This is a genomic window from Arthrobacter sp. NPDC056727 (genome assembly GCF_042790555.1).
Classification (GTDB): domain Bacteria; phylum Actinomycetota; class Actinomycetes; order Actinomycetales; family Micrococcaceae; genus Arthrobacter.
On the sequence record NZ_JBHTZA010000020.1, the window covers coordinates 28,357 to 54,310 of the forward strand.

27 protein-coding genes and 1 tRNA gene are annotated in these 25,954 nt (G+C 67.8%); 15 read left to right on the forward strand and 13 right to left on the reverse strand.

The genetic code is table 11. The features are described from left to right. The first annotated feature begins 169 nt into the window (after positions 1 to 169). The 5 genes from ACFRAH_RS18105 (at position 170) to ACFRAH_RS18125 (ending at position 7,725) form a co-directional block, all read left to right on the forward strand. Positions 170 to 1,003, forward strand: coding sequence for an SURF1 family protein (locus ACFRAH_RS18105; protein ID WP_377992288.1), 834 nt, complete (start codon positions 170 to 172; stop codon positions 1,001 to 1,003). Next, positions 1,000 to 1,500 carry a DUF3817 domain-containing protein gene (locus ACFRAH_RS18110; protein WP_377992289.1) on the forward strand — a complete coding sequence of 167 codons (501 nt, stop codon included), beginning with the start codon at positions 1,000 to 1,002 and terminating at the stop codon, positions 1,498 to 1,500. The genes ACFRAH_RS18105 and ACFRAH_RS18110 overlap by 4 nt, the downstream gene beginning before the upstream one ends. A 71-nt stretch (positions 1,501 to 1,571) precedes the next feature. Further along, on the forward strand, positions 1,572 to 3,161 hold the full coding sequence (gene guaA / locus ACFRAH_RS18115) for a glutamine-hydrolyzing GMP synthase (protein WP_377992290.1): 1,590 nt from the start codon (positions 1,572 to 1,574) through the stop codon (positions 3,159 to 3,161). A 152-nt stretch (positions 3,162 to 3,313) separates the two neighbouring features. Then, the gene (locus ACFRAH_RS18120; protein WP_377992291.1) at positions 3,314 to 7,474 is read left to right on the forward strand and encodes an AAA family ATPase; all 4,161 of its coding nucleotides are present in this window, start codon (positions 3,314 to 3,316) and stop codon (positions 7,472 to 7,474) included. Continuing rightward, positions 7,471 to 7,725: a hypothetical protein gene (locus ACFRAH_RS18125; protein ID WP_377992292.1), complete on the forward strand. Its 255-nt coding sequence runs from the start codon at positions 7,471 to 7,473 to the stop codon at positions 7,723 to 7,725. The genes ACFRAH_RS18120 and ACFRAH_RS18125 overlap by 4 nt, the downstream gene beginning before the upstream one ends. 151 nt (positions 7,726 to 7,876) lie before the next feature. Here the strand turns inward: ACFRAH_RS18125 and cpaB are convergent, their stop codons facing one another. From cpaB to ACFRAH_RS18140, 3 genes are all read right to left on the reverse strand, one after another. Beyond that, entirely contained in the window at positions 7,877 to 8,623 is a 747-nt protein-coding gene (gene cpaB, locus ACFRAH_RS18130; protein WP_377992293.1) for a Flp pilus assembly protein CpaB, read from the reverse strand. 150 nt (positions 8,624 to 8,773) lie between these two features. Then, positions 8,774 to 9,061, reverse strand: a complete 288-nt coding sequence (locus ACFRAH_RS18135; RefSeq protein ID WP_377992294.1) for an FmdB family zinc ribbon protein — start codon at positions 9,059 to 9,061, stop codon at positions 8,774 to 8,776. A 148-nt stretch (positions 9,062 to 9,209) separates the two neighbouring features. Beyond that, entirely contained in the window at positions 9,210 to 9,821 is a 612-nt protein-coding gene (locus ACFRAH_RS18140) for a 5-formyltetrahydrofolate cyclo-ligase (protein WP_377992295.1), read from the reverse strand. A gap of 88 nt (positions 9,822 to 9,909) precedes the next feature. On the opposite strand from ACFRAH_RS18140, the gene galU reads away from it, so the two are divergent. The 4 genes from galU to ACFRAH_RS18160 all read left to right on the forward strand — a co-directional run bounded on the left by galU (position 9,910) and on the right by ACFRAH_RS18160 (position 12,734). Then, a complete protein-coding gene (galU, locus tag ACFRAH_RS18145) occupies positions 9,910 to 10,815 on the forward strand; it encodes a UTP--glucose-1-phosphate uridylyltransferase GalU (RefSeq protein ID WP_377992296.1) in 906 nt (301 codons plus the stop codon). Between the two features lie 6 nt (positions 10,816 to 10,821). After that, complete coding sequence (locus ACFRAH_RS18150) at positions 10,822 to 11,442, forward strand: GNAT family N-acetyltransferase (RefSeq protein ID WP_377992297.1); 621 nt, start codon at positions 10,822 to 10,824, stop codon at positions 11,440 to 11,442. Positions 11,443 to 11,568: 126 nt separating this feature from the next. Further along, positions 11,569 to 12,546 (forward strand): hypothetical protein, encoded by a 978-nt coding sequence (locus ACFRAH_RS18155; protein WP_377992298.1) that lies wholly within the window; start codon positions 11,569 to 11,571, stop codon positions 12,544 to 12,546. Between the two features lie 115 nt (positions 12,547 to 12,661). Then, positions 12,662 to 12,734 (forward strand) — tRNA-Ala (locus tag ACFRAH_RS18160). Positions 12,735 to 12,785: 51 nt separating this feature from the next. Here ACFRAH_RS18160 and ACFRAH_RS18165 read toward each other — a convergent pair. The 6 genes from ACFRAH_RS18165 to ACFRAH_RS18190 all read right to left on the reverse strand — a co-directional run bounded on the left by ACFRAH_RS18165 (position 12,786) and on the right by ACFRAH_RS18190 (position 16,595). Then, entirely contained in the window at positions 12,786 to 13,187 is a 402-nt protein-coding gene (locus ACFRAH_RS18165; protein ID WP_377992299.1) for a hypothetical protein, read from the reverse strand. A gap of 449 nt (positions 13,188 to 13,636) precedes the next feature. Continuing rightward, the gene (locus ACFRAH_RS18170) at positions 13,637 to 13,978 is read right to left on the reverse strand and encodes a hypothetical protein (protein WP_377992300.1); all 342 of its coding nucleotides are present in this window, start codon (positions 13,976 to 13,978) and stop codon (positions 13,637 to 13,639) included. A gap of 75 nt (positions 13,979 to 14,053) precedes the next feature. Then, positions 14,054 to 14,557 carry an AFG1/ZapE family ATPase gene (zapE, locus tag ACFRAH_RS18175; RefSeq protein WP_377992301.1) on the reverse strand — a complete coding sequence of 168 codons (504 nt, stop codon included), beginning with the start codon at positions 14,555 to 14,557 and terminating at the stop codon, positions 14,054 to 14,056. Next, on the reverse strand, positions 14,557 to 15,552 hold the full coding sequence (corA, locus tag ACFRAH_RS18180) for a magnesium/cobalt transporter CorA (RefSeq protein ID WP_377992302.1): 996 nt from the start codon (positions 15,550 to 15,552) through the stop codon (positions 14,557 to 14,559). The genes zapE and corA overlap by 1 nt, the downstream gene beginning before the upstream one ends. A 59-nt stretch (positions 15,553 to 15,611) precedes the next feature. After that, on the reverse strand, positions 15,612 to 16,037 hold the full coding sequence (locus tag ACFRAH_RS18185) for a DUF1761 domain-containing protein (RefSeq protein ID WP_377992303.1): 426 nt from the start codon (positions 16,035 to 16,037) through the stop codon (positions 15,612 to 15,614). 9 nt (positions 16,038 to 16,046) lie between these two features. Next, entirely contained in the window at positions 16,047 to 16,595 is a 549-nt protein-coding gene (locus ACFRAH_RS18190) for an Lrp/AsnC family transcriptional regulator (protein ID WP_377992304.1), read from the reverse strand. A gap of 155 nt (positions 16,596 to 16,750) precedes the next feature. Between ACFRAH_RS18190 and ACFRAH_RS18195 the strand changes: the two genes are divergently transcribed. From ACFRAH_RS18195 to ACFRAH_RS18205, 3 genes are all read left to right on the forward strand, one after another. After that, positions 16,751 to 17,986: an MFS transporter gene (locus tag ACFRAH_RS18195; protein WP_377992305.1), complete on the forward strand. Its 1,236-nt coding sequence runs from the start codon at positions 16,751 to 16,753 to the stop codon at positions 17,984 to 17,986. An 85-nt stretch (positions 17,987 to 18,071) separates the two neighbouring features. After that, entirely contained in the window at positions 18,072 to 18,791 is a 720-nt protein-coding gene (locus ACFRAH_RS18200; RefSeq protein ID WP_377992306.1) for an ArsR/SmtB family transcription factor, read from the forward strand. Then, a complete protein-coding gene (locus tag ACFRAH_RS18205; protein ID WP_377992307.1) occupies positions 18,788 to 19,024 on the forward strand; it encodes a 2-nitropropane dioxygenase in 237 nt (78 codons plus the stop codon). Before ACFRAH_RS18200 ends, ACFRAH_RS18205 begins: the two co-directional genes overlap by 4 nt. A 34-nt stretch (positions 19,025 to 19,058) precedes the next feature. Here the strand turns inward: ACFRAH_RS18205 and ACFRAH_RS18210 are convergent, their stop codons facing one another. Together ACFRAH_RS18210 and ACFRAH_RS18215 are read right to left on the reverse strand one after the other, a co-directional pair. After that, positions 19,059 to 19,568: an Lrp/AsnC family transcriptional regulator gene (locus tag ACFRAH_RS18210; protein ID WP_076801434.1), complete on the reverse strand. Its 510-nt coding sequence runs from the start codon at positions 19,566 to 19,568 to the stop codon at positions 19,059 to 19,061. A gap of 109 nt (positions 19,569 to 19,677) precedes the next feature. Beyond that, positions 19,678 to 20,961 (reverse strand): MFS transporter, encoded by a 1,284-nt coding sequence (locus ACFRAH_RS18215; protein ID WP_377992308.1) that lies wholly within the window; start codon positions 20,959 to 20,961, stop codon positions 19,678 to 19,680. 90 nt (positions 20,962 to 21,051) lie between these two features. Here ACFRAH_RS18215 and ACFRAH_RS18220 point away from each other — a divergent pair, with 90 nt between their 5' ends. Further along, positions 21,052 to 22,038, forward strand: a complete 987-nt coding sequence (locus ACFRAH_RS18220) for a LysR family transcriptional regulator (RefSeq protein WP_377992309.1) — start codon at positions 21,052 to 21,054, stop codon at positions 22,036 to 22,038. Between the two features lie 9 nt (positions 22,039 to 22,047). Here ACFRAH_RS18220 and ACFRAH_RS18225 read toward each other — a convergent pair whose 3' ends face one another. Then, on the reverse strand, positions 22,048 to 23,079 hold the full coding sequence (locus tag ACFRAH_RS18225; RefSeq protein WP_377992310.1) for a nitronate monooxygenase: 1,032 nt from the start codon (positions 23,077 to 23,079) through the stop codon (positions 22,048 to 22,050). A gap of 36 nt (positions 23,080 to 23,115) precedes the next feature. Between ACFRAH_RS18225 and ACFRAH_RS18230 the strand changes: the two genes are divergently transcribed. Further along, positions 23,116 to 24,078, forward strand: coding sequence for an N-acetylglucosamine kinase (locus ACFRAH_RS18230; RefSeq protein WP_377992311.1), 963 nt, complete (start codon positions 23,116 to 23,118; stop codon positions 24,076 to 24,078). Here ACFRAH_RS18230 and ACFRAH_RS18235 read toward each other — a convergent pair. Further along, a complete protein-coding gene (locus ACFRAH_RS18235) occupies positions 24,075 to 25,130 on the reverse strand; it encodes a pirin family protein (RefSeq protein WP_377992312.1) in 1,056 nt (351 codons plus the stop codon). The genes ACFRAH_RS18230 and ACFRAH_RS18235 overlap by 4 nt on opposite strands. A gap of 56 nt (positions 25,131 to 25,186) precedes the next feature. On the opposite strand from ACFRAH_RS18235, the gene ACFRAH_RS18240 reads away from it, so the two are divergent. Next, positions 25,187 to 25,639, forward strand: a complete 453-nt coding sequence (locus ACFRAH_RS18240) for an NUDIX hydrolase (protein WP_377992313.1) — start codon at positions 25,187 to 25,189, stop codon at positions 25,637 to 25,639. The last annotated feature ends 315 nt before the right edge of the window (positions 25,640 to 25,954 follow it).

Here is a 25,954-nt window from a genome sequence, read left to right on the forward strand (position 1 = left end):
AGATTGGGGCAGGCCCTTTCGTGTCGACTTCGTCGCCACGCAGGGACCCGGCTGCCCCACTCTGGGGGCAGGCCCTTTCGTGTCGACTTCGTCGCCACGCAGGGACCCGGCTGCCCCGCTCTGGGCAGGCGTTTCGTTGTTCTACACGGGGACGAAGTAACGTTAAGGGGTGTGGAAAACAGCCCTCCAGCCCCGGTGGATCGCAGGCCTGGTCTTTGCGATCGCCGTTTCGGGTGTCTTTGTGCTCCTGAGCCAGTGGCAGTTCGGCCGTTCCACGCAGCCGGAAGTGCCGGTCAACCCCACAACGGAGCAGGTCAAGGCACTGACGGAAACCCTGCGGCCCGGTGACTTCTTCCGGGGCTCGGCGGCCGACCAGATGGTGTCCGCATCCGGCAGCTATGATCCGGCCAAGCAGGTCCTCGTGCCGGGCCGCCTCAAAGACGGCAAAACCGGATACTGGGTGGTCACGGGTTTCGCGGTGGCGGACGCCCCCGTGCTCAAAGGCGCGGCAGCCTCGCCGAAAACCTACATACCGGTGGCCCGCGGCTGGATCGCCGCCCCGGCGGACGCCGGCGCCCCGCCGTCGGGCATCATCCAGCTGACCGGACGGCTGCTGCCGTCCGAGGCGCCGGTGCCCAACACCGCCCCTGAGCCCGGCCGGGCGACCGCCGTTTCCGTCGCCGAACTGATCAACGCCTGGAACGTCAGCAGCTACCCTGCCTTCGTTTCCGCCACGGCGGAGAAATCGGGAACGGCCGACGTCGGTGCTGCCGCCGGCAGCGGCCTGGAGCCGCTCAATATCGCCGCACAGCCACCGGCCGCGAAGGTCAACTGGCTGAACCTGTTCTACTCCGTGGAGTGGATCGTTTTCGCCGGCTTCGCCCTGTTCATCTGGTGGCGGCTGGTCAAGGACGACTACCGCAGAAGCCTCGAGGACGCCGAGGACCACGACGGACCAGAACCCACCCAAACCAACGAGATCCAACAAAAGGTACAGCCATGATCGAACCCAAGCCGGCCATCCAGCCCTCCAACCCTGCCGGGGCGGCGAAGAAGCGACGCTTTGGCGGCACGGAGGCGCAGATCCGCTCCGCCCTGAAGTTCTACAAGGTCATGGCATACCTCACGGGTGCCATGCTGCTCCTGCTGTGCGCGGAGCTCGTGGCCCGCTACGGTTTCGGCCAGTACCTCTTTGCGGGCGGAACGGACGCCCTGACCGGCCAGCCGTTCGGCTTCGGCTTCGCCGAGGCGGAACCGAAGGGCGTTCTCGGCGGATTCAACGTGTCGGTCACCGTGCTCATTGTCCACGGCTGGATGTACGTGGTGTACCTGATGTCCAACTTCCGTCTGTGGACGCTGATGCGCTGGCCGTTCGCCAAAATGATCCTGCTGGCACTGGGCGGCGTGGTCCCGTTCCTGTCCTTTATCGTGGAGAAGAAGTTCCACGCCGAGGTGGAGGCCGAACTTGCCGCCAACCCGCAGGCGGCCAGCCGCTACTGATCGGCGTTCCGTACGTCACAGCGGGCCCGCTCAAGGTGCGTCGGGGCAAGGACGCAAAGTAGGCTAGTACGGTGACTACTCCCACTCCATCCCAGACTTCCCAGAAGCCGGTGCTGGTAGTTGACTACGGTGCCCAGTACGCGCAGCTGATTGCCCGCCGCGTCCGGGAAGCAAATGTGTATTCGGAAGTGGTTCCGCATACCTACAGCACTGAGCAGCTCCTGGCCAAGAACCCCGCCGCCATCATCCTCTCCGGCGGCCCCGCCAGCGTTTACGCCGACGGCGCCCCGAGCGTTGGTGCCGACCTCTTCGAGGCCGGCGTCCCCGTCTTCGGCATCTGCTACGGCTTCCAGGCCATGGCCAATGCCCTCGGCGGCAAGGTGGACAAGACCGGCCTGCGGGAGTACGGCTCCACCCAGACCACCATTCTCGGCGAAGGCCGTTCCGTCCTCGAAGGAATGCCGCAGCACCAGAACACCTGGATGAGCCACGGCGACTCCGTCCACGAGGCCCCCGAGGGCTTCGAGGTGCTGGCCACCACGGCGGGCGCTGAGGTTGCCGCGTTCGCCAACGAGGAGAAGTGCCTGTACGGCGTGCAGTGGCACCCCGAGGTGAAGCACTCGGCCTACGGCCAGCAGGTGCTGGAGAACTTCCTGTTCAAGGGCGCCAGGCTGGAACAGAACTGGACCACCGGCAACATCCTCGAGGAGCAGGTGGAGCGCATCCGCCAGCAGATCGGCGATGCCCGGGTCATCTGCGGCCTTTCCGGCGGCGTGGATTCCGCCGTGGCTGCAGCCCTCGTCCAGCGTGCCGTGGGCGACCAGCTGACCTGTGTCTTCGTTGACCACGGGCTGCTGCGCGAAGGCGAGGCCGAGCAGGTGGAGCGCGACTTCGTTGCCGCCACCGGCGTGAACCTCTACGTGGCCAACGAGCAGGAGCGCTTCCAGTCGGCGCTGGCGGGTGTCAGCGACCCCGAGACCAAGCGCAAGATCATTGGCCGCGAATTCATCCGGGCCTTCGAAGAGGCCGAGCGCGCCATCATCGCCGACGCCGCAGCGCACGGCGAAAAGATCAAGTTCCTCGTGCAGGGCACCCTGTACCCGGACGTCGTCGAATCCGGCGGCGGCGAGGGCGCGGCAAACATCAAGAGCCACCACAACGTGGGCGGCCTGCCGGAGGACCTGCAGTTCGAGCTTGTCGAGCCGCTGCGTGCACTGTTCAAGGACGAGGTGCGTGCCGTGGGCGCCCAGCTCGGCCTGCCCCAGGAGATCGTCGGCCGCCAGCCGTTCCCCGGCCCCGGCCTCGGAATCCGCATCGTCGGCGAAGTCACGAAGGAGCGCCTGGACCTGCTGCGCAAGGCCGACGCTATCGCACGTGCGGAACTGACCGCTGCCGGACTCGACAATGACGTCTGGCAGATGCCCGTGGTGCTCCTCGCGGACGTCCGCAGCGTGGGCGTCCAGGGCGACGGCCGCACCTACGGCCACCCGATCGTGCTGCGCCCCGTCTCCTCCGAGGATGCAATGACGGCCGACTGGTCGCGGCTTCCCTACGACCTGCTGGCCCGGATCTCCAACCGGATCACCAACGAGGTCGACGGCGTCAACCGCGTGGTGCTCGACGTCACCAGCAAGCCGCCGGGAACCATCGAGTGGGAATAGCGTTGTAAGAATGGCCGGCCTCCGCAAGGGAGGCCGGCCATTTTGCGTTCCGGCTGCCGCAGGGGGCTTCCGGCTGCGAAATGCGCCGCAACTTAGGCCGCCCAGTGTTGCGGTCTCTCAACCCGCGGCGGTTTCCGGCTACGCTCGAAACTATGCCCGTATGGTCCAAGGCGTCACGTGCAAGCGCAGAAAAGAAGGCAGTAGTGTCAGTAGGTCAGGTCGACTCCGAGGGTTCGGAGGAGCTCAGGAAGTGGCTGTCCGGGCTCAAACCCGTCACAGGGGCAGACACCATGCTGCGCTTCACCAAGACGCCCGAGGGTTCCATCGACCTCACCCACGCGCATCCATCCGGCCTGGCGCAGCTCATGGCGGGACGCCGCACGCGGCTCTCCACGCTGATCCGTGACCAGCAGCAGTACGTGGTGGCCGCCCGGGCCTGCCGGAACCTGCGCTCCAAGATCTTTGAATTGGCCAATGACCGCGGCATCGAGGCGGGGTACTTCTCGGCCGGCACCGTGGTGTGGACCTCCGCCGTCGGGGGCAAGCCGCAGCGTGTTTCGGCGCCGGTGATGCTGACTGCCATGTCGCTGACCATCCGTCCCGGGGAAGACGACTACGAACTGCAGCTCACGGAGCAAGCGCAGATCAATCCGGCACTGATCCGTCACCTGAAGACCATCCACGGGATCGTGTTCGACGTCAACGCCGTAACCAGGATGGCGTACAGCACCGCGCGGTTCGACCCCCTGCCCGTGCTGGACCGGATCAGCACCCTGGTCAAGCCCATCCACGGCGCCGACGTGGAGCACAACCTGCTCGTCTCGACCTTCGCGGACCTGTCCGGAAACCTCGATGATCCGTGGATCAACGGGCAGAACACGCTGGTGTCCTCCCTGGCCAAGGCCGCGTCCGGCGAGGTCGTCGACGTTCCGGCGCTTCAGCCAGGGCGTTTTCCCGGCGTGGATGAGCGGGACCCCGCCGAGGAACTGCTCCTGCTCGACGCCGACACCGACCAGCAGTATGTGATCGACGCCGTGCGCGCAGGGGACTCGCTGGTGGTGAGCAGCCCGCCCGGCACCGGCCAGACGCAGACGGCCATCAACACGATCGGTGCGCTGGTGGACGAAGGCAAGACCGTCCTGGTGGTGGGGGACCGGCGTGCCAGCCTCAACGAGGTGGCCGGACGCCTCGAAAGCCTGGGCCTGGAGTCCATCCTTTTCCAGCTGTCCGGAAACGCCACACCCCAGCAGCTCAAGGGCCAGCTGGTGCGCGCCATCGTTCGCAACGAGAAGGCCCAGGAGCCGCAGCTTGGCAACCTGCACAAGACCCTCACCGAGCACCGCCATGCCCTCCTGGACCACGTGGCGTCTCTGCACAACGTGCGGCAGCGGTGGGGCTGCTCGCCGTACCAGGCGATGCAGTCGCTCGCCGAACTGACCTCCATCCAGCCCGCACCGGCCACCACCGTCCGCCTGAAGCGCAGCGTCCTGGACAATATCCGGGACCGCGAGGAGCTGGCCGGCCGGCTGAAGCGGGCCGCCGAGCTCGGTGCGTTCAGCAGGGCGTCGACCACCAGCCCCTGGCATGGTGCCCGGCTGGTGACGCGCAAGGAAACCGAGGAAGCCCAGGAGCTGGCGCGTTCGGTGGCCAAGAAGCTGCCGCTGCTGCAGGAACGGATGAAGGACGTGGCCAGCCACGCTGAAATCCGCCTGGGCAGCACCTTCGCCGAATGGGGCTCCCAGCTCAAGCTCCTGGTGGCCGTCCGCGAAAGCCTGGACAAGTTCACGCCGGATATTTTTGACCGGCCCGTGACTGACCTGATCTCTGCGACGGCGTCTTCGTCCTGGCGCCGGGAACGCGGCATCGAGATGGCTTCCATGCAGCGATCGCGCCTGCGCCGGGTGGCCAAGGAGTACGTCCGTCCGGGTGTGCACATCGCCGACCTTCACAGTTCGCTGGTGCTGGTGCAGGAACAGCGCGCCCAGTGGGCCGGCTACGCCACCACGCAGCGGCACCCGGCCGTGCCTTCCGGCCTCGCGGAGATCAGCATCATGCACCGCGGCCTGACCCGCGAGATGAAGATGCTGGGCGAGGCACTGCGGCACACGGCGGCCGGCGGGTCGCTCGAAGGCATTCCGTACCCGGAGCTCATGGAGCGCCTGGAACGGCTGGTGGCGGACACCCAGACGCTGCAGACCCTGCCCGAGCGTACCCTGCTCATCGAGAACATGCGCGAGCACGGGCTGGGGGAGCTGCTCGCAGACCTCTCGGAGCGCGAGGTGGGCGCCGGGTCCGTCGCCGCCGAACTGGACCTGGCCTGGTGGCAGTCGGCGCTCGAGGCGATGATCAGCGGTGATGACTATCTGGCCATGTCCGACGGCGACGCGCTGCGGCAGCTTGAGGCCGAGTATCGCCTCGCGGACAACGCCCACATCGCCAGCGGCGCCGGCCGGCTGCGCTGGAAGCTGGCCGGGCGCTGGCGGGCGGGCATCGAGGAACATGCCCGCCAGGCGGACCTGCTCCGGAGCCTGCTCAAGGACGGGCGGGTCACGCTTGCTGCGCTGACCGCGCAGGCGCCCGGGCTGGTTCCCATGCTGGCGCCGGTCTGGTCGGTCAGTCCCTACCTCATGACCGGGCTCCTTCCTGCAGAACAGAAGTTTGACGCCGTGGTGATCCTCGACGCCGAGGCGACGTCGCTGCAGGCCGTCCTCCCGGCCGTTGCCCGCGCCAGGCAGGTGATCGCCTTTGGCGACGACAGGATCGCCAGCCCCCGCACCTTCACGGTTGCGGTGGAGCGGCTCGCCGCCGGTGAGCAGTCGCACCAGAGCGTCGAAAGCGCCTTCACCGCACTTTCTGCGGTCCTGCCGACGGCCCCGTTGCGCTCCGTCTACCGCGCGGTGGACGAGGACCTGGTGCTGCAGCTGAGCAAGAACTTCTACGACGGCGGCCTCCGCCGCCTGCCCGAGGGCCAGTCGGCCACGGGGCTGGACCGTGCCCTGACGGTGGAGTACCTGCCCGACGGCACGGGCCTGCCCAGCGCAGACCACGAGGGCGTCGAATCGGTGGTGGCCGAGGTCAACCGCGTGGTGGACCTCGTGTTCGAACACGCCCGGCTCCGGCCCCGGACGTCGCTGGCAGTGGTGACCGCCAGCCTCAGGCACGCGGCACGCATCGGTGAGTCCATCCGGCTGCAGCTGCCCAACCATCCATCGCTCTCCGGGTTCTTCACGGCAGGCGAAGAATCCTTCAGGGTTGTTGACCTGGAACGGGCCCAGGGGCTGGTCCGGGACCGGGTGATCTTCTCCCCGGGCTACGGGCGGACGCCGCACGGCCGGGCCCTGCACAGCTTCGGTCCGCTGTCCGCTGAGGGCGGCCGGGCCAAGTTCGCCCTGGCCATGACCCGGGCACGGCAGTCGCTGCACGTCCTGACCTGCTTCAAGCCGGAGGACCTTGACCGGACGCGGCTGGCCCACGGCGCGGTCGACCTCTATGAACTTCTGGACCGTGAGATCTCTGGCAACACCAATCTGGGGACCCCCGCGTCCAGGGCGGCGGCCAGTGAACAGGCGCTGGGGGCAGATCCGCTGGTGGCCGACCTCGGCGACCGGCTGCGTGCCCGCGGCGCCCGTGTGTGGCATCAGTACGACGGCGCCATCGATGTGGTGGCCGCCGCCGATCCGCTGAGCACCATGGGCCAGGACGACGCCGACATTCCGCGGCCGGTAGCCATCGAATCGGACGGCACCGAGCAGTACCGGCAGATGACTGTCCGGGAACGCAGCCGGCTGCGCCCGCAGCTGCTGGAGCGGCTTGGCTGGCGGTACATGCCGCTGTGGACCATCGAGGTCTTTACCGATCCCTCGGCCTGCGCCGACAGGATCGGTGGCTATCTTGGACTGGAGAAGCCTGCCCCTTCGCTGCGTTCGCTTGGGACGCCGGGGTTCTTCCTGGATGATGACGTCAGCACGCTGGCTGTGGACGACTTCGAGCAGGAGGCCCAGTCCGGACGCGGTGACCAGTACGGCCAAACCCAGGACGACCGTTTCGCGGACGAACCGGACCGGGACAGAGCGCCGGAGGACCGCGAACCAGGGGAACCGGAACGGGAAATGGAGCCGCGGGATGAGGCCGCGGCCGCCGGTGGCCATGACGCGGCTCACGCCGACCCTGCCGATAGTGGCGCGACTGATGGTGGCGTGGCTGACATTGAATCAGCCAACCGCGCTGCAGGCGGGCGGGAGACAGCCGGCTCCGTCACAGCCGAGGCCGACTCTGCCGAAAGGGCCGCGGAGCGGAAGGAGGGCCTGCGATGACATCCGGCAACACGACGGAGCCGAATGACGAGCAGGCTCCGCCCACAGAAGAGAAACTTGCCAGCGCGGCGGAGAAAAGCGTCGGCGGCAAACCTGCCAAGGCAAAACCGGCAAAACCCGCGAAGCAGCAGCAGGCCGGCGTCGTTCCCAAGAAAGCGGCCGAAGACGATCCCCGCAGTTGGGGCGACTCGGACGCCGACAACGACCACGACGCCTGGCTGAGGGAGCAGAAGCCCCCGCACTGGGGCTGATTGCACCGGGGACTGATTGGGCGGCCGCTGGTTGAACCGGGGCTGCTTGAACTGTGTTTGATGGAATTCGGGCCGTTTGATAGTTTCCGGGCCGGACAGAGTGCGGGCCGTTTCATGGAATTCGGGCCGGACTGGCAGGCTCTGAGCCGGGTCAGCGTGCATGGGGACCTACGAGCACAAAGAACAGCTTTCCCTGGGTTGACGCGCCCGCCAGGGCACCGGCCTGGTCCGGCGTGGCTGCCACTACCAGCAGCCCGTCCGAATCGCCGGCGGCAAGCCACTGGCCGGTCTGGCTCTCCTGGCCCGAAGTCCAGAGCACGGGCACTGACCGGGCGAGCACCTTTGAGGCGGATGCCTGCTCATAGCCGTTGCCGCTGGTCAGAACCACGTTGACGAGCTGTCCCGGGGCGACCAGCTGGATGGAGGAAGGGTCCGCCATCCGCAGCGGAACGGCAGCCGACCCGGGTGGTGCTCCCGTCAGCAGGCCCGGCCCCACCAGCTGCGCATCGGTGAGGAGCTGGCCTTTGCGCAGCGGCGCGGCCAGCTGCTTGCCGTTGATCCCGGAGGTGTCAGCGAAGGCTCCGTCCGGCACCATGGCCGGCGGCACGCTGACGGCGAGGAGGTCGCTGCCGGCCAGGTTGGCGCCGGCCGGAAGGTCACGGGCAGCGGCCAGGACGCTCACGGTCTGGGCAGGGGCGGGAGTCAGCTGGTGGACGGCGATCCCCGCGGCTGCGCACAGCAGGAGCGCCACAGCAAGGCGCCGGTTACGGTTCAGCCAGCCGGCAAGCCGCCGTCCGCGCGGGCGCTGGCGGGCCGCCGAACCGGGCAGGGCGTTGCGGCGCCCCGGACGAACGGCTGGGCGGGACGCCCTTGCGGGGAAGATTCCGGTAGCTGGCATGCCGCCACGCTACGGGCCATCCGCAAGCCCGCGACAGGTCCGGGCGCCCTTATGTGGAAAACAAAAGAGCCCGGCCAGGGAAACCCCGGCCGGGCTATTAAAGTTTGAAGGCGGCTGCAGTTAACGGCGGACGCGCCGCGGGAACGAGGCCTAGCTCGCGGCTGCAGCTGCCGGGGCAGCGGATGAAGCAGAGGGCGAGGAAGCAGCCGGGGCCGCCGGCGCTGACGCGGCGGGGGAGGGCGTGACGGTGCTTCCCTTGGAATCGCGCGAATCAGTCCGGTAGAAGCCGGAGCCCTTGAAGACAACGCCGACGCTGTTGAACTTCTTGCGCAGCGTGCCTTGGCACTCGGGGCAGGACGTCAGAGTGCTGTCGGTGAAAGACTGCACGATGTCGAAGGCTTGGCTGCAATCCTTGCAGGCATAGGCATACGTGGGCACTGTAGATCCTCCTCTTGGACAAACGACAGGTCCCGTGCTGCCTGGCTTCACTTCCCGGTTTCTCCTTGTCGGATCACCGCGGCGGAAATGACTCCATTAGCAGTCGCAGGGCCTGAGTGCCAATTCTAGCACCCCCGCCCCGGTGAGGTCACGCGAAGGCTACCAGCCCGGAGGGCATGAGCACTGCTTCGACCGGGCGATCGAAGTCCTCGGCCGGAATAGTCTCAGCCGGCAGGAGTTCGGAGTCGTAAATGATGGCTGCCTTCGGCAGGTGCAGGCCGCCGGCGTTGGCCGCAGCCAGGAACTTGTCGTAGTAGCCGCCGCCCTGCCCGATTCTGTTTCCGCTGCGGTCCACCGCCGTCGCCGGCATGAACATCCCGGCCGCCGTCCGCACAGTGTCCAGGCCGTGCCGCTCACCGGCCGGTTCCTGGATGGGCGCGTACCTGCTGCGGATGAATTCGCTGTCCGGGGTCCAGAAGACCCAGCTGAGTTCCCGGTCCGGTTCGCAGACCGGGAGCAGGATGCTGTGGCCGGCCTCATGCAGCGCGTGCAGCAGGGGAAGGGTCGGCGGTTCGAAATCGACGCCGAGGTAAGCGGTGAACGTGGCCGGCTTGCCCGCAGCGATGGCTTCGGCCCACGGCAGGCCATGGGAGGCGATGCCTTCCCCGGCGTTTGAGAGGTCCGTTGCTGTCAGTGTGGCCCGGATTTGCCGGTGCCGCGAACGGATCCCGTCCTTCGACTGCGTTGTGCCTGTTGGCATGGGTGCCTTCCTTTGTGGCTGCGGCAGGCGGGCGGGCCGCTGCCGGAAGCATTTACCGTATGAATGTTCCCTCGGATAGATTAGAGCAGTGACTTCCACTAATTGTTCAGTCCGCAAGGCCGTCATCCCCGCTGCGGGGCTCGGCACCAGGTTCCTGCCGGCCACCAAGGCCATGCCCAAGGAGATGCTGCCGGTGGTCGACAAGCCGGCCATCCAGTACGTCGTCGAGGAGGCCGTCAAAGTCGGCCTGAGCGACGTCCTGATGATCACCGGACGCAACAAGCGCGCGCTGGAGGACCACTTCGACCGCGTCCCGGCCCTGGAAGCGACGCTGGAGGCCAAGGGCGATACCGCCAAGCTGGAATCGATCCAGGCCGCAAGCAACCTCGGCGACATCCACTATGTCCGCCAGGGCGACCCCAAGGGCCTTGGCCACGCGGTGCTGCGTGCCCGCCAGCACGTGGGCTACGAACCGTTCGCTGTCCTTCTCGGTGACGACCTCATCGACGCCCGCGACGAACTCCTCAGCACCATGATCGACGTTCAGGCCAAGACCGGCGGTTCCGTGGTGGCCCTCATCGAGGTGGAGCCGTCCCAGATCAGCGCCTACGGCTGCGCGGACATCTCCGAGATTGCTGGTGAAGGCTTCGTCAAGATCAACAAGCTGGTGGAGAAGCCGGACGTCGACGAGGCACCCTCGAACCTGGCCGTCATCGGCCGGTACGTTCTCCACCCCGATGTTTTTGATGTGCTGGAAAAGACCGAGCCCGGCCGGGGCGGCGAAATCCAGCTGACGGACGCCCTGCAGGAGCTGGCCAGCAGGGACGGCGAAGGCGGCGGCGTGTACGGCGTGGTCTTCCGCGGCCGCCGTTACGACACCGGTGACAAGCTCAGCTACCTCAAGGCCTGCGTGGAGCTCGCCATCGACAGCGACGACCTCGGACCCGGGCTGCGTGAGTGGCTTCCGCAGGTTGCCGCCCGCTTGTCCGAATAACCCTCCATGAGGGTCAGCCACATCTGGCCGGTCACGCTGGAGTGCGGGGACATTGTCCTGCGGCCCATCAGGTACCGGGACCGGAAGGAATGGACCGAGGTCCGTTCGCGCAACAGCGACTGGCTGGCGCCCTGGGAAGCCTCCAACCCGATCCCGGGCGGGGCGCTGCCCGATTACCGGCAGATGGTCAGGTCCCTGAACACCCAGGCGGCCCAGGCCACGGCGCTGCCCTTCGTGATCGCGGAGTGGACGCCTGGATACCGTGACCCCGTCATCGTGGGGCAGCTGACCGTCTCCTCCATCGTGTGGGGATCCGCCATGATGGCCACGCTCGGGTACTGGGTTGACCAGGCCCGGGCGGGCCGCGGGATTGCCCCCACAGCGGTTGCCATGGCGACCGACCACTGTTTCCGGACCCTTGGCCTGCACCGGATGGAAATCAACATCCGTCCCGAAAACGGTCCAAGCCTGCGCGTCGTGGAAAAGCTTGGCTTCAGGGACGAGGGTTACCGGCCGCGCTTCCTGCACATCAACGGGGAATGGGCGGACCACCGCTCCTTCGCGCTGACGGCGGAGGAGATTCCCGAAGGCCTCCTCAGCCGCTGGCTGAGGGTCAGGCCCGTCTAACCGCTCAGCAACAGAGCCGCTGGTCAGGGCAGGGTTCTTCGCATAAGTCCACTGATTTGAACCTCGGTCGCGACACACCGAGACGAATGCCACAAGAGCCCGAACATTCCTCATACGGTTTTGTGTGTGGACTTCCCCCTTAGCAGCTCAGTCATCCTTGTGGCTGCTGTTGCGCTCTGGATTGTTTGGGTAGCCCCATACGTGCTCCGCAACGGCCGGCATCAGTTCCAGGCTGCCGGTGACCTGACGCTGGAGGGCGTCGACGCCGAAACTGCAAACCCGCAAGCCGGGACGGTTGTGTATATGGCCGCCCAGCAGGAGAAACGCATGGACACCAGGAAGAGCAGCGAACCAGCAACAGGCCCCACCCCGGCTCCGTCCGGCAGCAGGCCTGCCGGCAATGGGACCGGTGCCTTTCGGATCCGCTACGGACGGACGGCCATCGCGTTCGTTGGACTGCTGTCCTTCGTCACGGCGATTGTGGCCGGGGTCCTGCGGCTCTTCGGGCTCGGCAACCCCTGGGTTCCGGCCGTCGCGTTCCTGACCGGTATTGCCGCCGTCGTGGTTTTGCGGCGTCTCGCCGTTCGTGACCGGCGCAGGAAAGTCAGCGCGGCGTTTAGGGCCGCCATGGGTTCGCCTGCCGGCCGGGAGGCTGTGTCCGAAAGCCCCGCCGAAGCGGTGCACGCTCCGGAGCCCGTGAAACTCCGGGAAAGTGCGCTCTTCGATGCCGAGGCCGAAGCGCCGAAGCCCAAGCCCCTCACGGCGACCGAACTTCGCGAGGCGGCGCTGGCAGTTGCCGTTGCTGCCGGCGACGAAAGCGCCGCAGCCCCTGTCCAGGGCCCGGCGGCCCCGGCTGAATCCAGTTGGGAGCCGGTGGAGGTTCCCAAGCCGACGTACGTCGAAGCGGCCAAGGCCGAGCGTCCGGCACCTGAGCCGCTGGCCCTCCCCGATGCACCGAAGTCCGTGGGCAAGCCTTCACTCAAGCAGGGCCCGGCCGCCGCGCCCCCCGCAGCATCCCCGAATGCGGCGCCCGCCAAACCGCTGACCAAGGCACAGAGCGCGCTGAGCAATCTTGATGATGTCCTGCAGCGCCGCCGCGCCTAACCGGGTCCGGGCAACGTTACGGCGACACGACATGTGGGGCCTGGTTGGCAAACCGGCAAGAAAATTTGTAGCCTAGGGAAACCGGCGCTGGAGTTCCTCCGGGATACGGCGCCACGGGGTTATAGCTCAGTTGGTAGAGCGCTTCGTTCGCATCGAAGAGGTCAGGGGTTCAAATCCCCTTAACTCCACAGTTACACCCCGGTCCTTGGACCGGGGTGTTCCCTTTTGTTGAAGGCCGGTCACGGGTTTGACGGCCCGTGTGATTTGGGCGGCAGATGGCCGCGCCGGGACGCTTCACGGACTACCTGCCGGATGTTGGCGAACAGCACCGCCTTGACTGCGGTCATGTCCGGATTGTGGCCGTGCTTCAGTGCGCTTTCAAGGCTGCCGCAGTAGAACTCCAGCCGCTGCGCGCCGGCCATTCCGGAGCTGACCCGCAGGCTGATGATCGCCTCCAGGGTGGTCTCCGCATCGCCGCGGGTGAGGCCCTTAAAGATCCTGGCCGCCCGCACGGGAAGCATTACGAGATACTCCTCCATGAACTGCTGCGCCACGGCCTCTCCGGCTTCATCCCTGAGGTCCTGCAGCGCACCGTCATCCAGTACCGGAAGGTCCTGGCCCGCGTCCGGGTCCTCCGCCATGCAGTCACCTCATCCAGTTGTCCACGCCGTTCTGCGCTTCTTCGTGCAATGTTCCGGGACACAGCTCAAGAACCTGACACCGTCGTCGCAGGTTCGGATCAAGAGTTGGCTAGCATTTTCGGTGGCCCGGCTGTCCCATGCGTTGCCGGTATTGTCCGCCGGGTCCGGGCTACATGGGGGGAATGCGTTCCGGACCCGGCAGTTCTGAAGCGACGGTTCGCGGCTACCTTTTGCTTCAGGGACAGGAACAGTCTGGGGCCTGCACATTGGAAAACGCCGGAGCTACCTGAGAGCCGGGGTTCGTTTTTACCCCCTGTCTGAGGGGGTGCATGTGCCGTTCCCAAGGTTTCCTCAACCTTGGGAACGGCGCTCCTGTTTATAGACGCGAACGGCGGCCGCGGGCAGGGGCGTTGCCCTGCCCGTGACCGCCGGACGTGTGAAGATGCGGACTACTGGCCGCCGCAGAACCTGCTGTAGGTGCTGCCTGCCTGCTCGTAGCCGGCCTTCAGGTCGGTGAGCTTCGCCTGGTCCGGGCTTTCCTTGGCGGATTCGTCCGTATATTCCAGGATGGCCTGCAGCGCGGGGCGGAGGTCGTCCGAGGACACGGCCTCGATGGGGCGGATCTGGTTGGCAAGGCGGGTCATGCCGGTCTTGCCCACGGAATTCGTGGGGTTCGAGACAACCGTCCGGATCCGGTCGCAGGTCTGCGCTGTGGTGAGCTGCGGCGACGCGCAGGCGGAAGCGGAGAGGACGAACCCGGCGGCAAGCAGGGCGGTGGTGAGTTTCTTCATGATTCCCTCAGTAGTTGATGTCAATCGATTGTAAGCAGACGCTGCCGCTTCAGGACGGCCGGGTTACGGCTGTTGCTAGCAGCCGCCGGACTGCTCATACGCCAACTGCTCGTCCGACTCGATCCGCCGAAGCACGGAAAGCCGCTCTCCGATGCGCGACAGGGTGGCGGCCAGTTCCCCAGGAACGCTGCCCGGCCCAGCCAAAAGACTGCCCAGCGGTTCCGGCGCAATGAGGAACAGAGTGATGTCCCGTTCGTGGAGGACGTCCAGGAGGGCCAGGAACCGCTGCCAGGCAGCCGGGCCGGCGGCGGACCCTGCGGACGGTGAAGGGACGCCGTCCACCACCCAGGCGGGGAACGTCCTGGCGAGGGGCACATAGTCCGCCGCTGAACTGTCCCCGCCGCAGAGCTCGGCAAAACTGGCCCACAGCAGGTCCGGGTCGGCGCCCTTGACCGCCAAAGACCCGGTGGGCAGGGCCAGGACATCCCGCTGGGAGGGGGAGGGCCTGAACAGCCCGTAGGAGCCCAGTTGCCTCTCCGTGCCGGGCGTGATGACCAGGCCCTGCCGAAAACCGGCCACTAGAGCCAGCCCTTCCGCTTGAAGATCAGATACATCAGGGCGGCAGTGGCGCCCATCAGGAGTATCGCCATGGGATAGCCGTAGGCCCAGTGCAGCTCCGGCATGTGGTCAAAGTTCATTCCGTACACGCCGGCCACAAAGGACGGGGCGAAGAAGATGGCAGCCCAGGAGGAGATCTTCTTCACCTGCTCGTTCTGCTGGGCGCTCGCCTCGTTCTGCCGGTTGGCCGTCAGTGTGCCGTCCAGTGTCAGTGCATTCTGCAGGAGGTCGCGGAAGGAGTCTGCCCGCGAGATCACCCGCTTCACATGGTCCTCCACGTCGCGGAGATTGTGCTGCAGTTCGGCGTCGGCGGCGAAGTCGTCGAACCCCTGGTTGAGCTGCTGCATCATTTCCGGCAGCGGATGGATGGCCCGCTGGAACTGGATGACTTCGCGGGCCAGCTCGTAGATGCGGCGGGATACCGCAGGGTCCCCGGAGAACAGCTGGTCCTCGATTTCGTCGATGTCATTTTCCAGCCCGGCCACCACCGGGGCGTAATCGTCCACCACCTGGTCAAGCAGCGCGTACAGCACCGCCGGCGGTCCGTGGCGGAGAAGGTCCGGCCTGGACTCGAGGCGCCGCCGTACCTCTCCGACGCCGGACATCTCCGCGTGCCGGACGGTCACCACGAAGTTCTTGCCCACGAAAATATGGAGCTCGCCGAATTCCACGGTTTCGGTGTCATCGCGGTAGCGGGCCGGCCGGAGAACAGTAAAGAGGCTGTCGCCGTAGCGCTCCTGCTTGGGTCTCTGGTGGGCCGATACAGCGTCTTCGACGGCCAGCTCGTGCAGGCCAAACTCCTCGGCGACGGCGGCCATCTCGGCTTTTGAGGGACGGTACAGCCCGATCCAGGCCATTCCGCCGTGGCTGCCGAGCGTTTCAAACGTCTGTTCCAGGTTCTCGGGCTCCGCAGTGCGGATCCCGTCGACGTAGACGGCGTTATCGATGATGGTCACGGTCTGAAGGTCTCTCCGTCTGTTGGGTCAGGACATTGCATGGCTCAGGACATGGCGGGTCAGGACATCGCGCCGATGATGGCTCCGGCAGCCGTCACCGCAAGGAGATCGTGCCCGGAATCGATGAGCGTCACGGCTGCAGGACGTCCGGCGAAACCGTTGTGGATGACGTGGCCGCCCACCCGGAACACCAGTGCCAGGACGAATGCGAACCATCCGCCGGCCAGCGCGGTTTGGAGTTCGAGTTTGTTGATCAGTATTGCGAGGACGATGGCCGTCAGGGCTGCCGCGGCCATCATCGGACCCCAGATTCCGGCTCCGCCCTCGGAGCTCCTGAGATCCTCCTCAGTCTTGCCTACGGCCTCCATCCAGCGCCTGCCGAGCACGGCGGGCAGATACCAGACGAAGCCGATGGCCATGCTGGCAAGGAAGGCAAGGAGCACCGCAAGCCAGTTGATCCCAAGGAAGTACGAGAGCCAATCCATCCTCGAATCCTATTCCGGCCGGAGCGGCCCTTGGCCGGCGGATGCCTGGCCGGCCGACGGCTGAACGGCCGACGACTGAACCAGCCGGCTGATCAGGGGCTCGGTCCGGTACGGGATGTGCGTGTGGAGGGCCAGCACGGTTTCGGTCCGGATTACGCCCTTGATCCGCAGGATCGAACGCAGCGCACCCTGGAGGTTGTGCGTGTCCGTCGCCACCACCCTGCACCAGACGTCGCCCCTGCCGGAGATTTCGTGCACTTCGAGGACCTGGGGGATCAGCCGCAAAGCGGCGATGACGCCGTCGAGCTCGCGGTGGGTGACTTCAATCGTCACGAAGGCGACGACGTCGTACCCCACCGACTCCAGGTCGATCTCGCGGCCGCCGTCGTGCAGGATGCCCGAACGCAGCATCCTGCGCACGCGCGACTGGGCAGTGTTCCGGGCGATGCCCAGTTTTTCGCTGAGTTCGCCGATCTGGACGCGGGGGTCGCGGATCAGCTCGAGCAGGATCTTCAGATCCGTGGGGTCCAACGTGTTCAAATCGTCACTCCGGTTCATGAATCCGGCCAAAGATTGATGGTTTTGCTCAATTTTCCCACAGAATGCCGCCCTTGGTACGCACTCCTGCCGCATTCTTTAGATACAAGGATTCCATCCGCGGGAACTGCCCCCACAAGGGGCCGGCTCCCCGGACACACAGGCAGGGCACGGGCATGACCGTCTTTAGCGAACTTCGAATGCGTCCGGCTGCGGCCACCCGCTGGGGCTGGGACGCGTCCACCACCGCACGGCTGGCCATGGCCGGCGTCGTCATTTTCACGCTCCTGGTGGGAGCGAACCTGGCGACCCCGCTGTATCCGCTGCTGCAGGCGCGGCTGGGCATCGGTTCCCTGGGCATCACCGTGGCCTTCGCCGCCTACGTCCTGGCGCTCGTGGCCACGCTCATGCTCGCGGGGCACTGGTCCGACCACATCGGGCGGCGAGCGGCACTCCTGCTCGCCGTGCTGACGGGGCTTGCGGGCGGACTCGTCTTTGCCAACGCGGACAGCCTCGCGGGGTTGTGCGGCGGCCGCGCGCTGCAGGGCGTTGCCGTCGCCCTCGCCACGGGCGCCAGCTCTGCGGCGCTGCGCGAACTGCTGCCGGAGCGCCCGGAATGGGCGAGCCGCTTCACCCTTCTGGCGTCGGCCGGGGGAGTGGCGGCAGGCCCGGCGATCGGCGGGATCCTCTCCCTCCTGCCCGGTTCCACCACGACGCCGTACCTCATTCATTCGCTCGTCCTGGCCGCCCTGCTGGTCCCGCTGTACCTGCTTCGCGCCCGCCCCGCCATCAAACCCGCCGCAGGTCCCCGCCCGCTGATGGCGCTGGCACCGCGCCGGCCGACTGTGTCCCGGGAGGCCCGCGGGGCCTTCTGGCTGGCGGCCGCCGTCGGTTTCCTGAGCTTCGCCGTTTTTGGCTTCTGCCTGTCCCTCGCACCGGCTTACTTCGCGAAGATCCTGGGCACCGACTCCCGGCCCCTGATCGGAGTCCTCGCCGGACTTACGCTGGGGGCGTCCGCCCTGAGCCAGCTGATCGGTGTCCGGAGCCGGTTCGCCGTCCCGGCCGGGCTGGCCGTGCTGGGTGGCGCCGTGGCGCTCATCGCGGCCGCCGCCGCTGCCGGCAACCCGTGGCTGCTCGCTGCGGCGAGCGTGGCCGCAGGCGCCGGCCAGGGGGTGGCCTTCCGGACCGTCTTCAACGACGTCGCGGGCAGGGTGGAGGCGTCCCGGCATGCCCAGATCATCAGCACCGTCTACGTGATCACCTACCTGGGGAGCGCCGTCCCGGTAATTGGACTGGGGCTTGCGACGGCGGCCTACGGGCTTGAGGCGGCCGTGGCCGGATTCGTAACAGCCTGTGCTGCCGCGGCGGGGCTGCTGGCGGTGATCACCTGGCGCCGCAGCCTGCGGCGTTAACACCAAAGCTGCAAAGAAAGCGTTGCAAAGGTTTGATTGCAAAATAATCGTTGCAAAGAAATCTTTGCAAGAGTAGCCTTGCGGTATGGCAACCAAGCCGAACACCGAAGCCGCCGCCGAGCAGGAACTTCCCTTTCCCGTCCGGAAAATGGACCCCACATCCCTTAAGGCGCTGGCGCACCCGCTGCGCGTCCAAATCCTGGAAATGCTGTCCCGGTACGGCGCCCAGACGGCGTGCAGCCTGGGTGAGCTGCTGGGTGAGTCCAGCGGTTCCACGAGCTACCACCTGCGCCAGCTGGCCAAGCATGACTTCGTCCGGGAAGTGGAGGGCAAAGGCACTGCGAGGGAGCGGTGGTGGGAACGGCCGCGCGGCGCCATCGAGGTTTCATCACCGGAACTTGCCAGTTCTCCCGCCACGCAGGAAGCGTCCCGGCTGGTCAACCGCGAGTTCGAGCAGCGCCGGCAGGCCGTGCTTGCCGATTTCATGGCCCACGGAGCGGACACGCTGGACCGCGGCTGGCTGGAGGCCGCCACTGTGAGCACCGCCAACGTGCGGATGAACGAGGAGCAGCTGGGCGCCTACACGCGGGCCATGGAGGCCTACTCCTACCGGCTGCTGGAGGAAATCCGGAGCGGGGGCGACCACGAAGGTGCCCGGCCGGTCCAGATCCACTTCAACGCCTTCCCCATCCTCGGCGTCCCTGCATCAGCCGGCGCCCGGGGGCAGCGCAAGACCCAGAGCACCGCGAACGCGGAATCCCGCAACACAAATCCGTCAAAGAGTCCCGAAAGGAAAGAGCCATGAGCGCTCTATCGGTCAACCAGTCCGTCCCCGGCTACCGCCGTGCCTCCCTGCTGGAAGCCATGGCCGTCCACGTCGGCGCCGGCCTGGTGGAATGGGCGGAGCGGCGCCGGGTTGTTCCGGAGGAAGCTGTCCGGCAGCACAGGGATGCCGCGCGGCGCCGGGACGAACTGGACCTGCTTCGCGGGGACATCCTCGGCGCAGCCCACTCGGGCCTGCTGCTTCCCCGCCGCTAGGCAGCCCAGTCGCCAGGCAGCACCCTACTCGGGATCAGTCCTGGTCGGGCAGGGGCCCGTGGTTGCCGGGCATGTGTTCGAACACAAGTGTCGTTTCGGTGTGGCCCACCACGGGATCGGTGGCCAGGTTGTCCAGAACCCAGTCCCGAAGGTCCTCGGTGGTGGCGACAGCGATGTGCAGCAGATAGTCCACAGAGCCCGACGTGTGGAACGTCGACAGCACGGCCGGCAGCTTGGGGACACGGGAGGTAAACCGGTCGATCTGCTCCCGGTCATGGGCCCGGAGCCGGACGGCGATCAGGGCCTGTACCGACCGGCCGATCGCGGAAAGGCTCAGCTTCGCCTCGAACCCCTGGATGATGCCCCGGTCCGAGAGTGCGCGGGTGCGCATGAGCGCGGTGGAGGGGGCGATGCCCACCAGCTCGGCCAACTGCTTGTTGGAGATCCGCGCATCGTCCACCAGGGCTGCCAGCAGCCGCTCATCGATGGCGTCCAGCGGCTCATGCCCCGCCGCCGGGCGAATATTCTTCGCGTTGCTGCTCACGGATCCTCCTGAAGTGTTCTCCGTTCATCTTAGCGGCGGCTAACCTGCCAAGACATTCACGGCGAAGCGGCACTTCCGAACATCTGCCGGCTTTAGCCCGGTTCAGCGGCTAATTATTCAGGGAAGCTGCAGGCTCGCCCTGCTGGCGCCGGCTCCGCTGGTGCGCGGCAGCAGGGTGCACGACGGCGGTGATCACCGCCGTCGTGCATCCGAGGATGATGACGGCGGCCGCCAGCGCCTGCCAGCCGAGGGACTGGAACAGCAGTCCTCCGGCCCAGCCCAGAATGCTGGAACCCAGGTAGTACGCGAGGTTGTACAGTGACGCCGCCTGGGCCCGCCCTGACTCGGCGATGGCGCCGGTCCAGCCCGCGCCGATGCTGTGGGCCGCGAAGAAGCCGCCGGTAAAGACGACGAGACCTGCAAGGATCAGCGCCAGTATCTGGGTGAGGGTGAGGGCCAGGCCGGCCGCCATCACGGCAATGCCGGCCAGCAGGACAGTGCGCCGTCCGAAGCGCTGCGTCAGGGCTCCGGCCCAGCGTGACGTCGCGGTGCCCGACAGGTAGGCCAGGAAGATGAAGCTGATGAGCGTGGCGGGAAGGCTGAAGGGCTCGCCGGAGAGCCGGAAGCCGAGGTAGTTGTAGACGGCCACGAATCCGCCCATCAGCAGGAAGGCCTGCACGTAGAGAGCCAGCAGCCTGGGGTTGGCCACGTGGCCGGACAGGGTCCTGGCCGCGCCGCGGAAGCCAATGCCGGGGGACGGCCTGAAGCCGCGGGCCTTGGGGATAAGGACCAGGAAGAGCACGGCGGCCACGGTGGCGAGAACGGACACTGACAGGGCCGCGGCGCGCCATCCCCACAGTTCCCCCGCCGGCCCGGCCACGAGCCTGCCGGCCAGCCCGCCCAGCGTGGTGCCGGCGACGTAGCTGCCGGCGGCCACGGCGGCGTGTGCCCTGTCGATCTCCTCATTGAGGTAGGCGATGGCGATGGCTGGGATTCCGCCCAACGCCATGCCCTCCAGCATCCGCAGGCCCAGCAGGACGGGGAACGACGGGGCCAGCGGCACCAGCAGTCCCAGCGCCGTGGCCAGGCAGATTCCCCACGTCATGGCCTTCACCCTTCCGATCCGGTCCGCGAGGAAGGACCACGGGATGACGGTGACGGCGAGGCCCACGGTGGCCAGCGAAATGGTCAGCGCCGCCTCCGCGGCAGTGACGCGGAGCTCGGCGGCCATGACCGGCAGGACGGCCTGGGTGGAGTAAAGCTGGGCGAAGGTGGCCACGCCGGCGAACGCCAGTCCGGCCAGGATCCTGCCGTAGGCCCGGGAACCCTTCCGGTGCCCGTTCCACTCGGCGCTCGGCCGGCTTCCGGGGGCATGTTTGTGGGGCGTTGGCATGTTTTCAGCGTAGATCTATGCTGATCTAGTATCCAATGCATGATTCATCAGTTATTCATGCTGAAACGGATGGATTGACGGAGGAAAGCCGTGGATATCGAGCACAGGCAACTGGTGCAGCTGCTGCCGATCCTGCCGCTGCTCGCGGAACTGGGGCGGACGCAGCACATCACCGAAACCGCCGAGCTGCTGGGTGTTCCGCAGTCGACCGTCAGCCGCGCGCTGGCGCGGGCCAGCGCCGTGGTGGGGACCGACCTGCTGGTCCGGGACGGCAGGGGAGTGCGGCTCACACCTGCTGCGACGACGCTGCTCCCGTATGTGGAATCAGCGCTCGCTGAGTTCCGTGCCGGCCTGGACCTTGTCCGGCACGAATCGGAGGTGGTGCGTGGCAGGATCGGCGTCACCTTCCAGCACACGTTCGGTGAGGCGACGCTGCCCCTGCTCATCAGTGCGTTCCGGAGCCGCCATCCGCAGACGGAGTTCGACCTCAGCCAGGGCTCGCGCGACAGCTGCCTGGCGGAACTCTCCTCCGGCGACGCGGACCTCGCCCTGACCGCACCCGTGGCACCCGCCGGCAGGACCATCGCCTCCGCCGCGCTGTACCGGGAACCGCTGCGGCTCGTGGTGCACCACCGGCATCCGCTGGCCGGCCGGAAGTCTGTGGCCATGGCCGAGGTCCGGAAAGACCCTTTTGTCGCGCTCGGATCCGGCTACGGGCTGCGCTCGCTGACGGATGCGCTGTTCCGGGAGGCCGGCTTCAGACCGCGGATAGCCTTCGAAAGCCAGGATTCACACACCGCGCGTGGCCTGGTGTCCGCCGGGTTGGGCGTCAGCATCCTTCCGCCGGAGAGCGGCAGCAGCCCTGACCGCAACGTCACGGCAGACACCGGTGACCTGGGCTGGGTGGAAGTGGCGCTGGAATCGGAACTGGCGTACCGCGAGATCGGCCTGGCCTGGCGGGAGCGCCGCAGCACACGGGACAGTGACCCGGACGCCGTCCGCCTCTTCCGGGAGCTGGTGCTGGAGGAAGGGCCCGCGCTGCTGGCGGGGCTGGTCCGGGCCCGGTCGGGCGCCTAGGCAGGCCTCCTAATCGTCCAGGAGCGCGCCCACCGCGTCGGCCACCGGTCCGGTCCTGGCCGAGCGCCAGCCCATGCCTGCCCAGAGGTTCAGCCGTTCCGGATCACCGGCGGCGGCCGCTGCCGCCCGGATGGGGGCGGTCAGATGGTGGACGGCAGGGTAGCCCTCGGGGGCGTCCCCGTGGTCGCGGACAAAGTCATTGACGAGTGCCCGGGCATAGCGGCCGGTGAAGGCCCGCGTGGGCACGGTGTCGGTGAAGCGGTCATCGCCCAGGGCGTCCTTGTGCAGCTGCCGCGCACCGCTTTCGTCCGTCCGCAGCAGCGCCGTTCCCACCTGCGCGGCAACCGCCCCCGCCGCAATCACCGCCCGGACGGCGGCGGCGTCGGACACCGCTCCGGCGGCGATCAGCGGGAGATCGACGGCGGCCGTCACCTCCCGGATCAGGTCGGCGGTCGACGGGGGCATGCCGCCCTGTTTCGCCGCAGGCAAGAAAGCGCCGGAGTGGGCGCCGGCGCTGCTGTGCTGGACGACGAGCGCATCGACCCCGCGGTCCGCTGCCAGCTCAGCCTCGGCGCGGCTGGTGACCGTGGCCAGGACGGCCGACCCCGCCTTCCGGAGCGCCTGCACGGTGTGGGAATCCGGCAGGCCGAACGCGAAGCTGACCAGTTCAACGGGATCCTGCAGCAGGAGGTCGATCTTCGCCTGCCAGGCATCGTCGTCGTCCAGCACCAGCGGCGGCACGCCCACACCGTAGCGCGCTGCGTCGTGGCCGAGGCTGCTCCGGTACTCCTCCAGCCTGGCCACGGCGTCGGGCGAGGGGTTCAGCTGCGCGGGATCGGGCACGAAAACGTTGACGCCGAACCGGATGCCGGCCTCCCGGCAGGCGCGGATCTCGGCGCCGACCGCGTCCGCACGCTTGTAGCCGGCGGCGAGAAAGCCCAGGCTTCCGGCGCGGTGGACGGCCGTGACGAAGCCCGGCGTCGACGTGCCGCCCGCCATGGGCGCTGCAATGATGCGGGTATCAATCTCGGCGAAGGGCATGGCCGGCTCCTTGGGGCTAATCAGTAATCTGTTCTGGTGACTAACTCTGACAACCTATCCGGTGCGGCCCCACTCGAGTCCACTACTGACCAGCCCGGTTCTGCTCCGGCCGGCACCGACGACGTCGTGATCGGCCTCGACATCGGAGGCACCAAGACCAGGGGCGTCCGCTTCGAAGGCGGGAAGCCGGTGGCTGACGAGAGCGTGGGAAGCGCCAACGTCCAGAATGTCAGCCGGGAGCAGGCTGCCGCGCATCTGGCGGAGCTGTTCGCCAAAATCGGCCGCGGGCCCGTGGCCCGTGTCTACGCCGGCGCCGGCGGGATCGACACCGAGGAGGACGCCGCCGCCCTGGCCGCCCTCATCGAGCCCAACGCCCCCGGGGCCCGGATCACCGTGGTTCACGATTCCCGGCTCCTGCTCGCCGCCGGCGGCGCCAGCACCGGCGTCGCCGTCATCGCGGGCACCGGCTCGGCGGCCTGGGGCACCAACGGCCGCGGCGAAGAGGCGCGGGCCGGCGGCTGGGGCTACCTCCTGGGCGACGAGGGCAGCGGATACTGGCTGGGCCGGGAGGCAGTGCGGCACAGCCTTCGGCGCATGAACCAGGGACAGGAGCCGGACGAGCTGACCCGGGCGCTGCTGGACTCCTGCCACACCGATGACCCCAACAAGCTGATCGCGCTGTTCCACTCTCCGGACACCGGACGCCGCTTCTGGGCGCAGCAGGCCCGCCTGGTGGTGGAGGCGGCCGACGCCGGCCACAGCGTCAGCCGCGGCCTGGTCGACCAGGCAGGCAAGGACCTGGCGGACATGGCCGCCCAGGTTCTCCGGCAGCTCCGGCTGGACGGGCCGGTCATTCTGGGCAGCGGCCTGGGCATGAATGTGGTGCGGCTCCAGGACTCGTTCCGGAAGCACCTGGCCGCGGCAGGGGTCAGCGACGTGCGGATCCTGCAGCAGGACCCCGTCTTCGGTGTCCCGCTGCTGGTCCGCGGGCAGGCCTAGGAGCGGGTCCGCGGCCTGAGCTTCACGCCGGGCAGGGGCGGCGCCGGGATCCTGCCCGCCTCGCGGCCGGCATCCGGCCCGTGGCCGCGGACCCGCCCGAAGCGGGCAGCTTCCGCGGCGGCGTCGGGCAGTTCGGCCTGGGCTTCCCAGTCCGCCCGGGCCTGGGCGACCTCCTCGTGGGTCCTGCCCACGAAGTTCCACCACATCAGCAGCTCCTCCTGGAGCGGCTCGCCGCCGATCAGCACGAACCGGGTCTCCGGCAGCGCTTCCACGGCGAGGACCTCGCGCCCGGCCCCCAGGTAGCCCAGCGGGCCCGGTCCGACCTCTTGCCCGTCCACCGTCAGGCCGCCGTCGAGCACCAAAACGGCGTGCTCGAACGCGGGGTCGAGCGGGAACGCCGCGGCACCCTCGCAGCGGACGTCCGCCCCGACGATCGGGGTGTACATGGTGGCTGGCGAGGACGCGCCGGCGAAGGTTCCCACCATCACCGTGGCGGTGAAGCCTGGACCGTTAACTGTTGGCAGGTCGCGGTGCTGTTCGAAGGCCGGCGGCCTGTTCCGCTCGTCGTCCGGCAACGCGACCCACAGCTGCAGCCCGCGCTGCAGCGGAAGGTGAGTGCCGCCGTCGTCCGCGTTGGAGTCAGTGCCGCCGCCGTCCGTTGCCGGCATCACGGCAAACTCGGAATGCGAAACGCCGTAGCCCGCGGTCATGATGTTCAGCTCACCCGGACGGACGACGACGTCGCTGCCCACGCTGTCCCGGTGCCTGATGTTCCCGGCCAGCGGCCACGTGACGGTCTGCAGGCCGGTGTGCGGGTGCGGCAGCACGGACATCGCCGTCCGGTCGGGGCCGAAGCTGTCCAGGAAGCACCAGGCGCCCACCGTCGGCAGGCCGCGCTGGGGCAGGGTGCGGAGCACCGACATGGCACGGACCCCGCCGAGAGGCACTTCACGTGCCGGCCACAGTTGCAGGCACGGGCCGGTGCCCGTCCCACTGTCCGGGCTGGCGGGCGGGCAGGTTTCCTCCTGCGGGAGAAGCTCCAGATTCGTCACTGTCCCACTTTAGGGCGGCCGCCTGCGCACGGACAGCGCGGGGCTACGCTGGAGCCATGACGGTTCTCTTCGACACCCGGCCCGCCGCCTACGCGGTGATCATCCGCGACAGCGCCATCCTTCTGGCGTATTGGAAGCAGGACGGCAAGGAAGGCTGGACGCTGCCGGGCGGCGGCCTCGACCTGGCCGAGCACCCCGTGGACGGCTGCATCCGCGAGGTCTTCGAGGAGACGGGCTACCACGCCGAGATCGGCCGGATGCTGGGGATCGACGTCGGGCACTGGCCGGCCGGTGCGCGGCAGGACGGGGCGGAGCGCGACTTCCAGGCGCTCCGCCTGGTGTACGAGGCGAGGGTCACGGGCGGGGAGCTCACCCACGAAGAGAACGGCACCACCACGCACGCGGCATGGATCCCGCTGGACGACGTCGGCTCGCTCAACAGGGTGTCCCTGGTGGACGCCGCGCTGCGGCTGTTCCGGGAGCGGCCGGTCAACGGCAAGTTGGACTGAATTTCCCGTTTCCCTAGCCAGCCGGCGCACCGCTGGCTATTCTGGGGGAGTCCGCGGGCATTCTGTTCCCCGGCGGCCGGTATGGCATGAACTTCGTGAGGGGGAGGTGGACTTGATGATTGCAGAATCCGTGCGCGCTCCGCGCCCTGCCGAACACACCCTCATTACTTCCGCCCCCACCGCTGCCCACTCCTAGCCGGCACAGCTCTTAGCACAGTGCCTGCCAGCCGGCGGCGCTTCGGGGCCAACCCGAGGTTCAACAGTGAAAAATTCCTCCGGCACGCGTGCCAACCAGCTTCAAAACCAAATCCCCTC

What these genes read in the sequence shown, in the direction of transcription:
- ACFRAH_RS18110 (WP_377992289.1), top strand. Translation starts at nt 1,000, where the DNA reads ATGATCGAACCCAAGCCGGCCATCCAGCCCTCCAACCCTGCCGGGGCG.
- ACFRAH_RS18120 (WP_377992291.1), top strand. Translation starts at nt 3,314, where the DNA reads ATGCCCGTATGGTCCAAGGCGTCACGTGCAAGCGCAGAAAAGAAGGCA.
- ACFRAH_RS18125 (WP_377992292.1), top strand. Translation starts at nt 7,471, where the DNA reads ATGACATCCGGCAACACGACGGAGCCGAATGACGAGCAGGCTCCGCCC.
- cpaB (WP_377992293.1), bottom strand. Translation starts at nt 8,623, where the DNA reads ATGCCAGCTACCGGAATCTTCCCCGCAAGGGCGTCCCGCCCAGCCGTT.
- ACFRAH_RS18140 (WP_377992295.1), bottom strand. Translation starts at nt 9,821, where the DNA reads ATGCCAACAGGCACAACGCAGTCGAAGGACGGGATCCGTTCGCGGCAC.
- ACFRAH_RS18150 (WP_377992297.1), top strand. Translation starts at nt 10,822, where the DNA reads ATGAGGGTCAGCCACATCTGGCCGGTCACGCTGGAGTGCGGGGACATT.
- ACFRAH_RS18165 (WP_377992299.1), bottom strand. Translation starts at nt 13,187, where the DNA reads ATGGCGGAGGACCCGGACGCGGGCCAGGACCTTCCGGTACTGGATGAC.
- ACFRAH_RS18170 (WP_377992300.1), bottom strand. Translation starts at nt 13,978, where the DNA reads ATGAAGAAACTCACCACCGCCCTGCTTGCCGCCGGGTTCGTCCTCTCC.
- ACFRAH_RS18185 (WP_377992303.1), bottom strand. Translation starts at nt 16,037, where the DNA reads ATGGATTGGCTCTCGTACTTCCTTGGGATCAACTGGCTTGCGGTGCTC.
- ACFRAH_RS18190 (WP_377992304.1), bottom strand. Translation starts at nt 16,595, where the DNA reads ATGAACCGGAGTGACGATTTGAACACGTTGGACCCCACGGATCTGAAG.
- ACFRAH_RS18195 (WP_377992305.1), top strand. Translation starts at nt 16,751, where the DNA reads ATGACCGTCTTTAGCGAACTTCGAATGCGTCCGGCTGCGGCCACCCGC.
- ACFRAH_RS18200 (WP_377992306.1), top strand. Translation starts at nt 18,072, where the DNA reads ATGGCAACCAAGCCGAACACCGAAGCCGCCGCCGAGCAGGAACTTCCC.
- ACFRAH_RS18205 (WP_377992307.1), top strand. Translation starts at nt 18,788, where the DNA reads ATGAGCGCTCTATCGGTCAACCAGTCCGTCCCCGGCTACCGCCGTGCC.
- ACFRAH_RS18215 (WP_377992308.1), bottom strand. Translation starts at nt 20,961, where the DNA reads ATGCCAACGCCCCACAAACATGCCCCCGGAAGCCGGCCGAGCGCCGAG.
- ACFRAH_RS18225 (WP_377992310.1), bottom strand. Translation starts at nt 23,079, where the DNA reads ATGCCCTTCGCCGAGATTGATACCCGCATCATTGCAGCGCCCATGGCG.
- ACFRAH_RS18240 (WP_377992313.1), top strand. Translation starts at nt 25,187, where the DNA reads ATGACGGTTCTCTTCGACACCCGGCCCGCCGCCTACGCGGTGATCATC.